Annotated in this window: 12 protein-coding genes; 3 read left to right on the top strand and 9 right to left on the bottom strand. The window is 74.1% G+C overall.

Annotation, left to right across the window (positions count from 1 at the left end):
• Positions 1-101: 101 nt before the first annotated feature.
• The 4 genes from thrB to lysA are packed head-to-tail and all read right to left on the bottom strand — an operon-like array spanning position 102 to position 4,926.
• Positions 102-1,076 (bottom strand): homoserine kinase, encoded by a 975-nt coding sequence (thrB, locus tag L332_RS25460; RefSeq protein ID WP_031224023.1) that lies wholly within the window; start codon positions 1,074-1,076, stop codon positions 102-104.
• Between the two features lie 17 nt (positions 1,077-1,093).
• The gene (gene thrC, locus L332_RS25455; RefSeq protein ID WP_021011137.1) at positions 1,094-2,164 is read right to left on the bottom strand and encodes a threonine synthase; all 1,071 of its coding nucleotides are present in this window, start codon (positions 2,162-2,164) and stop codon (positions 1,094-1,096) included.
• 12 nt (positions 2,165-2,176) lie between these two features.
• Positions 2,177-3,484, bottom strand: coding sequence for a homoserine dehydrogenase (locus L332_RS25450; RefSeq protein WP_021011136.1), 1,308 nt, complete (start codon positions 3,482-3,484; stop codon positions 2,177-2,179).
• A complete protein-coding gene (gene lysA, locus L332_RS25445; protein WP_021011135.1) occupies positions 3,481-4,926 on the bottom strand; it encodes a diaminopimelate decarboxylase in 1,446 nt (481 codons plus the stop codon). Before lysA ends, L332_RS25450 begins: the two co-directional genes overlap by 4 nt.
• Before the next feature lie 358 nt (positions 4,927-5,284).
• Here lysA and L332_RS25440 point away from each other — a divergent pair, with 358 nt between their 5' ends.
• Positions 5,285-5,950: a DNA-3-methyladenine glycosylase gene (locus L332_RS25440; RefSeq protein ID WP_041204069.1), complete on the top strand. Its 666-nt coding sequence runs from the start codon at positions 5,285-5,287 to the stop codon at positions 5,948-5,950.
• 99 nt (positions 5,951-6,049) lie between these two features.
• The gene (locus L332_RS25435) at positions 6,050-7,762 is read left to right on the top strand and encodes an FAD-dependent oxidoreductase (protein WP_021011133.1); all 1,713 of its coding nucleotides are present in this window, start codon (positions 6,050-6,052) and stop codon (positions 7,760-7,762) included.
• Positions 7,763-7,797: 35 nt separating this feature from the next.
• Here L332_RS25435 and argS read toward each other — a convergent pair whose 3' ends face one another.
• The gene (gene argS, locus L332_RS25430; protein WP_021011132.1) at positions 7,798-9,456 is read right to left on the bottom strand and encodes an arginine--tRNA ligase; all 1,659 of its coding nucleotides are present in this window, start codon (positions 9,454-9,456) and stop codon (positions 7,798-7,800) included.
• Positions 9,457-9,518: 62 nt separating this feature from the next.
• Here argS and L332_RS0115485 point away from each other — a divergent pair, with 62 nt between their 5' ends.
• Positions 9,519-10,106: a hypothetical protein gene (locus tag L332_RS0115485; protein ID WP_021011131.1), complete on the top strand. Its 588-nt coding sequence runs from the start codon at positions 9,519-9,521 to the stop codon at positions 10,104-10,106.
• An 86-nt stretch (positions 10,107-10,192) separates the two neighbouring features.
• Here the strand turns inward: L332_RS0115485 and L332_RS25425 are convergent, their stop codons facing one another.
• Genes L332_RS25425 through pilM form a run of 4 tightly spaced genes read right to left on the bottom strand, consistent with a single transcriptional unit; the run spans position 10,193 to position 13,498 of the window.
• Positions 10,193-10,984 (bottom strand): transglutaminase-like domain-containing protein, encoded by a 792-nt coding sequence (locus L332_RS25425; protein WP_021011130.1) that lies wholly within the window; start codon positions 10,982-10,984, stop codon positions 10,193-10,195.
• 38 nt (positions 10,985-11,022) lie between these two features.
• Positions 11,023-11,712, bottom strand: a complete 690-nt coding sequence (locus L332_RS25420) for a hypothetical protein (protein WP_021011129.1) — start codon at positions 11,710-11,712, stop codon at positions 11,023-11,025.
• A complete protein-coding gene (locus L332_RS25415; protein ID WP_021011128.1) occupies positions 11,709-12,467 on the bottom strand; it encodes a PilN domain-containing protein in 759 nt (252 codons plus the stop codon). Before L332_RS25415 ends, L332_RS25420 begins: the two co-directional genes overlap by 4 nt.
• On the bottom strand, positions 12,464-13,498 hold the full coding sequence (gene pilM / locus L332_RS25410; RefSeq protein ID WP_021011127.1) for a type IV pilus assembly protein PilM: 1,035 nt from the start codon (positions 13,496-13,498) through the stop codon (positions 12,464-12,466). The genes L332_RS25415 and pilM overlap by 4 nt, the downstream gene beginning before the upstream one ends.
• Positions 13,499-13,500 lie beyond the last annotated feature (2 nt).

Raw genomic sequence — 13,500 nt, 5'->3', positions numbered from 1 at the left:
CTCGCGGGCGTGGGACCATGTCTCGCGCTGCGCTCACGGCCGGTTCGGTCGACGGGCGCTTCAGATTGCGGAGAGTGGAGTCAGGAAGTCCCCCGGCGCGGCTAGGCCGCGGCGCTGCTGGGGATGGGCTCCACTGTACCACCGCGGATGTCGACGGCCAGCAGGCGCGCGTGCCAGCCGGCGCCCGGCGCGGTCGACCGCTCCTCGACGATCCGCGCGGCCTCGAGCCGAGCCGCGGGGTCGGAGGCGAGCACGAGCACCGAGGGTCCCGCGCCCGACACGACGGCCGCGTGGCCCGCGGCCCGCAGCTCGCCGATGAGGGCGCTCGTGTCGGGCATCGCGCTCGCGCGGTAGGTCTGGTGCAGCCGGTCCTCGGTCGCGTCGAAGAGCAGCTCGGGGCTCTGCGTGAGCGCCGCGACGAGCAGCGCCGAGCGCGAGAGGTTGAAGACGGCGTCGGCGTGCGGCACCGCCTCCGGCTGGAGGCTGCGCGCGAGCTTCGTCGACATCGTCGCCTCGGGCACGGCGACGAGCAGCGAGACGCCGCGGTGCACGGCGAGCTGCTTGTGGCGCGGGCCGGTCTCGTCGACCCACGCGATCGTGAGGCCGCCGAAGATCGCCGGCGCGACGTTGTCGGGGTGGCCCTCGAGCTCGGTCGCGAAGCGCAGCACGTCGTCGTCCGAGACGTCGACGACGCCCTCGAGGAGCCCCTTCGCGGCGAGCACGCCCGAGACGATCGCGGCGCCCGACGACCCGAGGCCGCGGCCGTGGGGGATGCTGTTGGTCGCCGTGAGCGCGAGGCCAGGCGCGGGGACGCCCACGCGGTCGAAGACGTGCAGCGCGGCGCGCGCGACGAGGTTCGACTCGTCGGTCGGCACGGCGCCCTCCCCCGAGCCCTCACCGACGCCCGAGACCTCGACGGTCACGCCGGACTCGGTCGCCGTCACCTCGAGCTCGTCGTGCACGTTGAGGGCGAGGCCGAGCGTGTCGAAGCCGGGGCCCAGGTTCGCGCTCGTGGCGGGGACGCGCACGCGCACGGCCCGGCCGACGGGGACGACCGGGCCCGACGCATCCGCCATGCCGGAGACGGCGTCGCTCACGACAGCCCCAGGAGCGCCGCGACCTGCGCGGTGTCGGCGTCGGCCGACTCGGGCGCGGCGTCGGAGCCGTCGTCGAGCTTGAGGCCCCACTGCGCGTCCTTGAGGCCGTGGCCCGTGACGGTGAGCGCGACCGTCGAGCCGGCCGGGATCTGCCCAGCGGCGTGGCGCTCGAGCAGGCCGGCGACCGAGATCGCCGAGGCGGGCTCGACGAAGACGCCGGTCGAGGAGGCGAGCAGCCGCTGCGCGCGGAGGATCGCGGCGTCGTCGATCGCGCCGATGTGGCCGCCCGAGGCGTCGCGCGCCTCCAACGCTTGCTGCCACGAGGCGGGGTTGCCGATGCGGATCGCGGTCGCGACCGTGTCGGGCTCGCGCACGACCTCGCCGCGCACGATCGGGGCGGCGCCGGCGGCCTGGAAGCCGAGCATCTGCGGCCGCTTCGTGGCCATGCCGCTCGACTCGGCGAGCGAGTAGCCGCGCCAGTAGCTCGAGATGTTGCCGGCGTTGCCGACCGGGATGCAGTGGATGTCGGGCGCGTCGCCGAGCACGTCGACGATCTCGAGCGCGGCGGTCTTCTGGCCCTCGATGCGGTCGTCGTTCACGGAGTTGACGAGGTGCACGGGGTAGCGCTCGGCGAGCTCCTTCGAGATCTCGAGGCAGTCGTCGAAGTTGCCCCGCACCTGCACGATGCGCGCGCCGTGCACGACCGACTGGGCGAGCTTGCCCATCGAGATGCGGCCCTCGGGCACGAGCACGATCGCCTGGATGCCCGCGGCGGCGGCGTAGGCGGCGGCCGAGGCGGAGGTGTTGCCCGTCGACGCGCACGCGATCGCCTTCGCGCCGCGCTCGATCGCGCGCGAGATCGCGACCGTCATGCCGCGATCCTTGAAGGAGCCCGTGGGGTTGAGCCCCTCGAACTTCACGAAGACGCGCGCGTCGGTCATGGCCGAGAGCGCGCGCGACTCGATGAGCGGGGTGCCGCCCTCGCCGAGCGTCACGACCGTCGACGCATCCGTCACGTCGAGCACGTCGGCCCATTCGCGCAGCACGCCGCGCCACTGGTTCGCCATGGGTCATTCCTCCTAGTCGATGAGCCGGATCACGCTGTCGATCCGCTCCACGTCGGGGTGCGCCTCGAGCGCGTCGAGCACGGCCGCGATGCGGGCCTCGCTCGCGGTGTGGGTGCCGAGCACGAGCGATGCCTCGCCGTCGGCCGGGTCCTGCCGCACCGACTCGACCGAGACGCCGTGCTCGGCGAAGAGCCCCGCCACGCCCGCGAGCACGCCGGAGCGGTCGGCGACGGTGAGCGCGAGCTCGTGCCGCGCGAGCACGTCGCCGAACGGCGCGATCGGCAGGTCGGCGTGCGTCGACGCGGCCGCGCCGGGGCCGCCGAGCACGTGCCGGCGGGCGATCGAGACGAGGTCGCCCAGCACGGCCGAGGCCGTCTCTGGGCCACCCGCGCCCGCGCCGTAGAACATGAGGTCGCCCGCCGACTCGGCGGTGACGAAGATGGCGTTCTTCGCCTCGCGCACGGCGGCGAGCGGATGCGTCGCCGGCAGCGAGACGGGATGCACGCGGGCCGAGACGGCCTCGCCGCCCTCGCCCTCGAGGCGCTCGCAGATCGCGACGAGCTTGAGCACCCGGTCGTTCCGCTCCGCCTGCTCGACCATCGCATCCGTCACGCCCGTGATGCCCTGCCGGTGCACGACCTCGACGGGGACGACCGTGTGGAACGCGAGCGAGGCGAGGATCGTCGCCTTGCTCGCGGCGTCGAAGCCCTCGATGTCGGCGGTCGGGTCGGCCTCGGCGTAGCCGAGCTCGGTCGCGACGGCGAGCGCCTCCTCGAGGGTCGAACCCTCGGTGTGCATGCGGTCGAGGATGAAGTTCGTCGTGCCGTTGACGATGCCCATGACGCGCATGACGCGGTCGCCCGCGAGCGACTGCTCGAGCGGGCGGATGATGGGGATCGCCCCGCCGACCGCCGCCTCATAGTTGACCTGCGCGCCGACGGTCTCGGCGGCCTGGAAGAGCTCGGGACCGTGCGCGGCGATGAGCGCCTTGTTGGCGGTGACGACGTCGGCGCCCGCGGCGAGCGCGTCGAGCAGCAGCGAGCGCGCCGGCTCGATGCCGCCGAGCAGCTCGACGACGATGTCGGCGCTCGCGACGAGCGTGCCGAGGTCGTCCGTCAGCAGCTCGGCCGGCAGCTCGACGTCGCGCTTCGCGGCGACGTCGCGCACGCCGATGCCGACGAGCTCGAGCGGCGCGCCGACGCGCGCGGCGAGCTCGTCGCGGTGCTCGAGCAGCAGCCGGGCGACCTGGGAGCCGACGCTCCCGGCGCCGAGCAGCGCGATGCGGAGCGATCGGTAGTGGTCCGTGGGGTAGGGGTTCATGCGGTTGCGGCTCCGGTCGTGTCGTCGTCGGGTCGCGGGGCTTCGGTGCCGGCGGGCGGCGAGGCCGCGAGGCCCTCGTCGCGCGAGAGCACGTCGTCGATCGACTCGCGGCGCACGAGGACGCGCACCGCACCGTCGGCGACGGCGAGCACCGGCGGGCGGGGCGTCGCGTTGTAGTTCGAGGCGAGCGAGTGGCAGTAGGCGCCGGTCGCGGCGACCGCGAGCAGGTCGCCGGGCTCGACATCGGCGGGCAGCCACTCGGCGTCGACGACGATGTCGCCCGACTCGCAGTGGTGGCCCGCGACGCGCACGAGCGTCGGCTCCGCGTCGGACGCGCGGTTCGCGAGCCGCGCGGAGTACTGCGCGTCGTAGAGCGCCGGGCGGGCGTTGTCGCTCATGCCGCCGTCGACCGCGACGTAGGTGCGGGCGCCGTCCGCGAGCCGCACGGGCTTGACGGTGCCGATCGAGTAGACGGTGACGCCGGCGGGGCCGACGATCCAGCGGCCCGGCTCGATCGCGATCCTGGGGACCGGGATGCCGAGCTCGCCCGCGGCCTGCCGCACGGCATCCGCGAGCCTCGACGCGATCGCCTCGATCGGCTCCGGGCTGTCTGCGGCCGTGTAGGCGATGCCGAAGCCGCCGCCGAGGTTGAGCTCGGGGAGCGGCTCGTCGGCGCCGAGCTCGGCGTGGAGCGCGAGCATGCGGCGCGCCGACTCGGCGAAGCCCGCGTGGTCGAAGATCTGCGAGCCGATGTGCGTGTGGAGGCCGGCGAGCTCGAGGCTCGGCAGCTCGCGGATGCGCGCGACGACCGCGGGCGCCTCGTCGATCGGGATGCCGAACTTCTGGTCCTCGTGGCTCGTGGCGAGGAACTCGTGCGTCGACGCGTGCACGCCGACCGAGATGCGCAGCCGCACGCGCTGCACGCGGCCCGCGCGCTCGGCGACCGCGGCGATGCGCTCGACCTCGATGGCCGAGTCGATGACGAAGGTGCCGATGCCGGCGGTGACGCCCGCCTCGATCTCGGCGAGCGACTTGTTGTTGCCGTGCGATCCGATGAGCGCGGGATCGACCCCTGCGCGGAGCGCGATCGCGAGCTCGCCGCCCGTGCACACGTCGATGCGGAGCCCCTCGTCGCGCATCCAGCGGGCGACGTCGCCCGTCAGGAGCGCCTTGCCGGCGTAGTAGACGTCGACGCCCGCGCCGCCCGCCTCGGGCGAGAAGGCGGCCTCGAAGGCTTCGCGGATCCGTCGGGCGCGGCCGCGCACCTCGGTCTCGTCGACGAGCAGGAAGGGCGTGCCGTGCTGCTCGGCGATGCGCTCGAGGTCGACGCCGCCGACGCGCAGGCGGCCGTCGACGCGCTCGGCCGACGCGGGCCACACGCCCTCGGCGAGGGCGTTGGGGTCGCCCGCGTCGGTGAGGTGCGGGGCGAGCGGATGCGGCACGGGACTCCGTCCGGGTGGGGTGCTGTGGGCCTGGCTGGCAGGCGGCGTCGGCGCTTGTGGCGCTCTGCCTCCATCCTAGGCAACCGCCGCGTGCCGCTCGGCGCCTGTGCGCCTCGCCGGCTGTCGCGAGCGGCGGTGATCCCGCCGATCCGCGGCGAGCAGCGGTCGAAGTGCACCCGCCGCCGCGATCGCACCGCTGCTCGCGACGAGCCGCGGGTGCCCGGTGCACGCAGGGAGTCGATTCCCGGCATCCGCCCCGCAAGGAGTCGAATCGCGCCTCCCCCCGTGACATCGACTCCCTGCGTGACCCACCGCATCCGCAAGCCGACGCTCGGGCGCGCCCGATACGGTGCCGATCGTGCCCACCCCTCCCCCGAGCTGGTTCGAGCGCGACCCGCTCGAGCTCGCGCCGCTCCTGCTCGGCGGCGTGCTGCGGCGGGCGGACGCGTCGGGCGCGGTCGCGGTGCGGATCACCGAGACCGAGGCCTACCGCGGCAGCGACGACCCGGGCGCGCACACGTTCCGCGGGAAGACGGCGAGGAACGCGACGATGTTCGGCCCCGGCGGCCGCGTCTACTGCTACTTCACCTACGGCATGCACCACGCGGTCAACATCGTCGCGGGGCCGGAGGGCCACGGCTGGGGCGTGCTCGTGCGCGCCGGCGAGATCGTCGAGGGGCACGAGCTCGCGCTCGAGCGGCGCTCGGCGCGGCGACGCACGAAGCCGACCGGCGAGCTCGCGCGCGGCCCGGGCAACGTCGCGCAGGCGCTCGGCGCGACGCTCGTCGACGACGGCGCAGCCCTGACCGGCGCGGAGCTCGGCGACGGCGTGACGGGCCCCGACGGGGTCGAGGCGGCGACGTGGTCGTTCGCGCCGGCCGAGGTGCCGCCGCCCTACCGCACCGGGCCTCGCGTGGGCGTCAGCGGTCCGGGTGGCGACGCATCCGCCTTCCCCTGGCGCTTCTGGGTGCCGGGCGAGCCGAGCGTCTCGGCCTACCGGCCGGCGGTGCAGCGGCAGCGCTGAGGCGCGGTCGCCGAATCGGCCCCTGTCGCGAGCGCGGGCTGCGCCGTATGCTCGCCGCGCGGCGGCCGGGCCGTCGCTCCCCTGCGGCGAGGAGGCGACGTGACGGCGCTCGAGGCGGCGGATGCGCCCGCGATCCTGGTCGTCTCGGCCGACGACGCCGTGCGGGCCTCGCTGCTCGAGCCCCTCCGGCGCCGCTACGCGCTCGACTACCGCGTGCTCGAGGCCGACGGCGCGACCGCGGGCGCTGCCGCGATCGACGCGCTGCTCGCGAGCGGCGGCGACCTCGCGCTCGTGCTCGCCGACGACGCGGCGCCGGTCGAGGGGCGCGGGAGCGTCTTCGCGATCGCGCGGCAGGCGTTCCGCGACGCGCGCCGCGGGCTCGTGATCGAGTGGGGCGCGTGGTCGGACCGCGCGACCGCCGACGCCGTGCTGCAGCTCATGCAGCACCTGCAGATCGACTACTACGTCGTGCGCCCGCTGCACTCCCCCGACGAGTCGTTCCACCGCGCGGTCACCGACCTGCTGCGCGACTGGGAGGGCGCGGCAGGCAAGCGGCACCGCGGCTTCACCGTCATCGGCGAGGCGGCGCAAGCCCGCACCCACACGCTGCAGACGCGGCTCGAGCGGGGCGGGGTACCGACCGAGCAGCTCGATCCTTCCTCTCCAGATGCGTCGGCGCTGCTCGAGCAAGCGGGCGTGCGGTACGCGGGTGTGCCGCTCGTGCGCACGGCCGACGGGCGCATCCTCTCGGATCCCGACGATGCCGCGCTCGCGCGCGCGTACGGGCTCACGACGACGCTGCCGGAGGAGACGGTCGACGTCGCGATCGTCGGCGCGGGGCCCGGCGGGCTCGGCGCGGCGGTGTTCGCGGCCTCGGAGGGGCTCGACACGCTCGTGCTCGAGGCGGAGTCGATCGGCGGGCAGGCGGGGTCGAGCTCGCTCATCCGCAACTACCTCGGGTTCTCGCGCGGGGTGTCGGGCGCAGAGCTCGCGCAGCGCGCCTACCAGCAGGCGTGGGTGTTCGGCGCGCGCTTCGGCCACACCCGTCGCGCGGTCGGCGTGCGCGCGGTCGAGGGCATCTTCGAGCTCGACGTCGCGCCGGGGGACGTCGCGAGGGCACGTGCCGTCGTGGTCGCGACCGGGGTCACGTATCGCCGGCTCGCGGTGTCGAGCCTGCGGCCGTTCGTCGGCGCGTCGGTCTTCTACGGCGTCACGGCGGTCGAAGCGCGGGCGCAGTCGGGACGCGACGTGCTCGTCGTCGGCGGCGGCAACTCGGCCGGCCAGGCGGCGCTGCACCTCGCCCGCTACGCGCGCTCGGTCTCGCTCGTCGTGCGCGGCGAGGAGCTCGCGGCGAGCATGTCGCAATACCTCGTCGACCAGCTGCTCGCGGCGGGCGTCGGCCTCATCACCGGGGCATCGGTCGTCGACGCGGTCGGCGGCACGGGGGTCGACCGGCTCGACCGCGTCGTGCTCGAGCGGAGCGCGAGCGGCGAGCGCTTCGAGCAGCGCGCCGACGCCCTCTTCATCACGATCGGCGCGCGCCCGCACACCGACTGGCTGCCGCCCGAGGTGCTGCGCGACCGCTGGGGCTCGATCATCACCGGGCTCGCGGTGCTCGAGGAGGGCGGCCGGCGCGCGTGGCTCGGCGACCCCGCGATCGACCCGGCACCGCTCGAGTCGTCCCTGCCGGGCCTCTACGCGGTCGGCGACGTGCGCCGCGGCTCGGTGCGGCGCGTCGCGAACGCGGCGGGCGAGGGCGCGGTCGTCATCTCGTCGGTGCACCGCCACCTCGGGTCGCTCGCCGCCGGCTGAGCCGCGCTTCGACCCGCTCAGCGGGCGGAGGGGAGCTACATCCGCTCCGGCGCCGACACCCCGACCGTCGCGAGCGCCGTGCGCAGCACCTGGCCGGCCGCGTCGTTGAGCCACAGCCGCGTGCGGTGCAGCGCCGTGACCTCCTCGTCGCCCTGCGGCGCGACGCGCGTCGCGTCGTACCAGCGGTGGTAAAGCCCGGCGAGCTCCTCGGCGAAGCGCGCGACGCGGTGCGGCTCGCGCAGCTCGGCGGCCTGCGCGAGCACGCGCGGGAAGTCCGCGAGCGCGCCGAGCAGCGCCGACTCGGTCTCGTGCGAGAGCAGCTCCGGCTGGAACTCCGAGCGGTCGACGCCCGCGGCGACGGCGTTCCGCGCGACCGCCGACATCCGGGCGTGCGCGTACTGCACGTAGTAGACGGGGTTGTCGTTCGTGCGCTGCGTCAGCAGCTCGAGGTCGATGTCGAGCGGCGTGTCCGCACTCGAGCGCACCAGGGCGTACCGAGCGGCGTCGACACCCACCGCATCCACCAGGTCCTCCATGGTCACGACGGTGCCCGCGCGCTTCGACATGCGCACCGGCTTGCCCTCGCGCAGCAGGTTGACCATCTGGCCGATGAGGATCTCCAGGTGCTCGTGCGGGGTGTCGCCGAACGCCGCGCACATCGCCATCATGCGGCCGACGTAGCCGTGGTGGTCGGCGCCGAGCATGATGATGTTCTGCTCGAAGCCGCGCTCGCGCTTGTTCTGGTAGTAGCCGAGGTCGCCCGAGAAGTACGCGGGGGCGCCGTTCGAGCGCACGATGACGCGGTCGCGATCGTCACCGAAGGTCGTCGTGCGCAGCCACAGCGCGCCGTCCTCCTCGAAGACGTGGCCGCGCTCGCGCAGCACGTCGATCGCGCGCTGCACCGAGCCGTCGGACTGCACCTGGTGCTCGTGGAAGAAGACGTCGAAGTCGACGCCGAAGTCGTGCAGGTCGCGCTTGATCTCCTCGAACATGAGCTGCACGCCGCGCTCGCGGAACGTCTCCTGCAGGTCGGCGTCGTCGAGGTCGAGCAGGTCGCCGTCGTAGCCGTCGTCGACGCGCTTGGCGATCTCGGCGATGTAGGCGCCGCCGTAGCCCTCCTCGGGCGTCGGCTCGCCGCGGAAGGCCGCGACGAGGCTCTTCGCGAAGCGGTCGATCTGCGCCCCGTGGTCGTTGAAGTAGTACTCGCGGGTGACCAGCGCGCCCTGCCGCTCGAGCACGCGGCCGAGGCTGTCGCCGACGGCGGCCCAGCGCGTGCCGCCCATGTGGATGGGTCCGGTCGGGTTCGCGGAGACGAACTCGAGGTTGATCTTCACGTCCTTGAGGCTCTCGCCCGCGCCGTAGGCGTCGCCCGCCTCGACGATCGTGCGCGCAAGCTCGCCCGCGGCGCCGGCCGCGAGGGTGAGGTTGATGAAGCCGGGGCCCGCGACCTCCGCCTTGGCGATGCCGTCGATCGTGGCGAGCTCGGCCGCGACCTCGTCGGCGAGCTCGCGCGGCGAGGTGCCGACGCGCTTCGCGAAGCGCATCGCGGCGTTCGTCGCCCAGTCGCCGTGGTCGCGGTTGCGGGGCCGCTCGAGCACGATGTCGGCCTCGCGCACCTCGACCTCGGCCGTTCGTCGGCCCACGGCGCCCTGGACGGCGGCGAGCACGGCGGACGAGAGCGAGGAGGGCTGCATCCCTCTAGGGTACTGCGCGCGCCTCGACCGCCCGGGCGTGGGAGCGCCCGTAGTCTGACAGCATGCCGAGCCGTACCCAGCGCATCCGTCGTCTCCTGCCCGCCGCGATCATCGCCTCGGCGACCGCGCTCGCGCTGACGGGGTGCGAGCCGGGCGTGCTCGCGCCGAGCGAGTCGCCGTCGCCGTCGGCCTCGAGCTCACCCACCGCGACGCCCTCGCCCTCGGCGACGACGCCCGTCGAGAGCCCCGAGCCGACACCCGCGCCCACCGGCTCGGCGCTGCCGACGACGCCGCCGGTCGCGGGCGACGTGCCGTGCTCGCAGGTCTACACGGCCGACCAGCTCTACGCGTTCAACCCGAACTTCGCCCCGTCGAGCGACGCCGGCACGCTGCCCGGCGCGATCGCCGACATCGTGGATGCGGGCGGCACCGTGTGCGCGTACCAGCACGTCACGGGCGGCGACCGGCTCGTCGTCGGCGTGCTGCAGCAGCCCGACGGCTTCCAGGCGCCCGCGTTCGAGACCGTCGGCGACCTGGGCGTCGCGACGGCGCCGTCGGGCGGCACGATCGTGAGCGTCGCCTCGCAGTACTTCACGAGCGAGCAGGACGCGCGCGAGGTGCTCGACCAGGTGCTCGCGAACCTGGGCTGAGCCTCCCCGCCTCGCCCCCGCTGGTCGAGTAGCCGGAAGCTTCCCCGCTGGTCGAGTAGCCCGCGCAGCGGGCGCATCGAGACCGCTCAGCCGATCCTGACGAGCGCCCGCACGTCGTCCATAGCGCCCTCCTCGAGCGCGTCGTCCTCCGCCCGCACCGCCACCGACTGCAGCGTGATCGGGTTCCGCGCCGTGGTCGCCCACGCCGTCTCGAGCGCATCCGCCCCCGTCGCGATGCGGATGAGGCTCTGCCGCGGCGCGAGTCCGGTCGGGTCGACGACGAACCACTCGCCGTCGATGAGCACCTCAGCGACGGCGTGGAAGTCGGGTGGTCGCAGCCCCGGCGCGTACACGCCGACGTAGCGCGCCGGGATGCCGGCCGCGCGCGCGAGGGCGATCATGACGTGCGCGTAGTCGCGGCACATGCCGCCGCTCTTGCGGATGGTGTCGACCGCGGTGTCGTCGATCTCCGACAGCGACGGCGAGTAGGTGAAGCCGCGCGCGATCCAGTTGCGCATCGCCGCGATCTGCTCGTGGCCGCTCGCGCGCCCGAAGCGCTCGTCGACGAAGCCGCGCAGCGCGCTCGCCTCGACGTAGCGCGAGTCGTCGAGGTAGCGCGCCGGGTCGCCCTCGTCGACGGGCCGCTCGAGCCCCGAGACGGTCGACCGGATCTCGACCTCGAGCTGCCCCGCGGGGGCGGTGAAGACGAGCTCGCGGGTGTCGTGCTGAGCGGGCTGGATGCGCCACCCGACGGGTGCGCCGTCGACGGTGACGTCGATGCGGTCGTCGGATGCGTAGGCCGCGGCGGGGAGGACGAGGAGCGTGACGTCGGTCTCACCCACGAGCGACATCGAGAAGGTGGCGTGGGTGGTGCGCATTGCACCGATTCTCCCACACCGCCTCTCGAGGACGCCGGTCAGGGGCCGGTGAGCGCGCTCCGGAACACGTAGAGGTAGCCGACGATCTCGGCGGTGCCCGGGACGTCGTCGACGGCCGTCGTGAGCGTCGTGCTCGTCACCGACGTGAGCCTCGTGCCCATCTGCAGGCGCTGCAGGAAGTCACCGAGCTCCGCCGTGCCGCCGGTCGCGGAGATCGTGATCGGCAGCGCGGCGAAGTTCTGCTCGTTGATGAGCGGATTCGTGTGCGGCGTGGGGGCGGCTCCCGTCGGTGCGGCCGCGGGATCGGCGGCCGCCGGGTCTGCGGCCGCGTCCGTCCCCTCCGACGCGTCGGCAGGCGCCGCCGCCTCCACCACCGGCGGCACGTAGGCGATCGCGTCGGCATTCGTGACCGACTGCAGCGTCACGCCGGTCTCGGTGGCGAGCGCCTCGAGTTGGCGCATGAAGTCGGCGTAACCCGCCTCCGCGGGGATGCCCTGCGCGAGCTCGGCGAGCTCGACCTCGTACTGCGGCAGCTTGGCGGCCGATTCCTCGAGCACCGTGATGCGCGCCTGGTGGATGGCGTTCTGCTGCTCGACCATCGCGAGGTCGTCCCGCGCGGTCGCCGCGGCCTGCAGGTCGGGCGAGATGACGCCGAACCACGTGCCGGCCGCGATGCCGACCGCGAGGAGGCCCGAGCCGAGGCTCCAGAGCCGATCCGATGCCTTCACTGCTGGCCCTCCTCGCCACTGGCTTCCGCATCCGTGCTGCCCTCCGCGCCGGCTGCCGGCTGGCCCGACTCGGGCTGCGCCTGCACGGTCGGCGGGAAGCGGTTCGTGTAGGCGCCCTCGTCCAGGTGCACGACGAAGGTCGAGTCGACGATGCCCTCCTCGGGGGTGACCGTCTGCGTCGGCACCTGCGCGTCGACGAACCCGGGGAGCCCCTCGAGCGCATCAACGACGTCGGGCAGCATCGCGGTGCTCCGCACGGTGAACGTCACCGTCGCGACGCGTGCGCCCTGCAGCGGTGCCACCGGCTGCGCGTGCCCGGCCATGGGCGAGCTGCCCTCGGCGGTGACGTTCACGAGCGTCGCCCCCTCCGGCAGGGTCGCGACGATCCCGTCGATCACGCTTCGCCAGTCGATCTCGGTGCCGGTCGCGACCTCGCGCGCCGCCTGGCGCGCCTCGATCTCCGCCTCGACCGCAAGCACGTCAGCGAACTCGGCCTGACGGGCGAGGAGCTCGACGGTCTGCGCCTCCGCGAAGGCGAGCTCGACCTCGGCTGCGAGGGCCTGGAGCTTCGCGGCGGCGGTGCCGCCGCCCGCGCTGACGATGAGCACGATGGCGGCTGCGACGATGCCGCGCCGCACCCCTCGGCTCTTGCGCGCGGCGAGCACCTCGCCCGGCAGCAGGTTGACGGCCGGCTGCGCGCCGAGCATCAGCGGAGCCGGGTCGCCGCTCCCGATGGTGATCCCGAAGACCTTCATGCTGCGCTCCGCATCGCCAGGCCCAGCGCGACGGCCGCTCGGTTCGCCGCGCCGTTCGTGCGAGGGCGGTCGCGCTCCTTCGTCAGCACCGAGGCGAGCGGGTCGCCCCAGTCGATGGGCAAGCGCATCACTTCCCCAAGGGCAGCGGGGAACCCGCCGAGGCTCGCGCCGTCGCCCGTCAGCACGACGCGGCGCACCGGCAGGTCGGGGCGTGAGCTCGCGAAGTAGGAGACGGTGTTGCGCACGCCGGTGACGAGCTCCCCCGTCACCTCGCGGATCGCCTCGATGACTGGCTGGTCGTGCGGCATGAAGCCGTTCATGCCGAGGCCGAGCGTGCGCTTCGCGTCCTCCGCGACCGGCCGCTCGAGCTGCAGCCGCGCGTGCAAGGTCTGCGTGACCTCGTCGCCGCCGGTCGGGATGATGCGCACGAAGTGCGGCACACCCGCCCGCGAGATGACGACGGTGGTCGTGTGGGCGCCGACGTCGACGACGGCGATCGCGTCGCCGTCCTCGGCCCGCTGCGGCAGCGCTCTCGTGAGCGCGAAGGGTACGAAGTCGACGGCGACCGTCTCGAGCCTCGCGCGCCTGACAGCCTCGATCGTGGAGAGCACGCCTTCCTTGACCGCCGCGACCAGGAGCCCGTGCACCTGGCCGTGGCCCGCGTCGCTGATCGGGTAGAAGTCGAGGATCGCCTCCGAGATCGGCACCGGCAGCAGGTCCTGCACCTGGAAGGGCAGCGACTCGCGGATCATCGGCAGCGGAGCGGCCGGCACCGTCAGCTCGCGAGCGAGCACGCGGTCGTTGCCGACGCCCAGGACGACGCGCTTGCTTGAGAACTTGCCGCGCTTCCAGAGCTCCCGCAGCGCGCCCGTCACGACGTGCGGCTCCATCACCTCGCCGCGCACGACTGCACCGGGCGGAAGCGCTATCGAGTGGTAGCGCGCGAGCGCCATGCCTTTCCGGGTGCGCGTGACCTCGGCGGCGCGGATGCCCGTCGCGCCGATGTCGAGTCCGACCATGCTGTTCGCCATCG

This window comes from Agrococcus pavilionensis RW1, from assembly GCF_000400485.1.
GTDB classification, from domain to species: domain Bacteria; phylum Actinomycetota; class Actinomycetes; order Actinomycetales; family Microbacteriaceae; genus Agrococcus; species Agrococcus pavilionensis.
This window is presented reverse-complemented; position numbering and strand designations above follow the sequence as displayed.

What these genes read in the sequence shown, in the direction of transcription:
- thrB (WP_031224023.1), bottom strand. Translation starts at nt 1,076, where the DNA reads ATGGCGGATGCGTCGGGCCCGGTCGTCCCCGTCGGCCGGGCCGTGCGC.
- thrC (WP_021011137.1), bottom strand. Translation starts at nt 2,164, where the DNA reads ATGGCGAACCAGTGGCGCGGCGTGCTGCGCGAATGGGCCGACGTGCTC.
- L332_RS25450 (WP_021011136.1), bottom strand. Translation starts at nt 3,484, where the DNA reads ATGAACCCCTACCCCACGGACCACTACCGATCGCTCCGCATCGCGCTG.
- argS (WP_021011132.1), bottom strand. Translation starts at nt 9,456, where the DNA reads ATGCAGCCCTCCTCGCTCTCGTCCGCCGTGCTCGCCGCCGTCCAGGGC.
- L332_RS0115485 (WP_021011131.1), top strand. Translation starts at nt 9,519, where the DNA reads ATGCCGAGCCGTACCCAGCGCATCCGTCGTCTCCTGCCCGCCGCGATC.
- L332_RS25425 (WP_021011130.1), bottom strand. Translation starts at nt 10,984, where the DNA reads ATGCGCACCACCCACGCCACCTTCTCGATGTCGCTCGTGGGTGAGACC.
- L332_RS25415 (WP_021011128.1), bottom strand. Translation starts at nt 12,467, where the DNA reads ATGAAGGTCTTCGGGATCACCATCGGGAGCGGCGACCCGGCTCCGCTG.
- pilM (WP_021011127.1), bottom strand. Translation starts at nt 13,498, where the DNA reads ATGGCGAACAGCATGGTCGGACTCGACATCGGCGCGACGGGCATCCGC.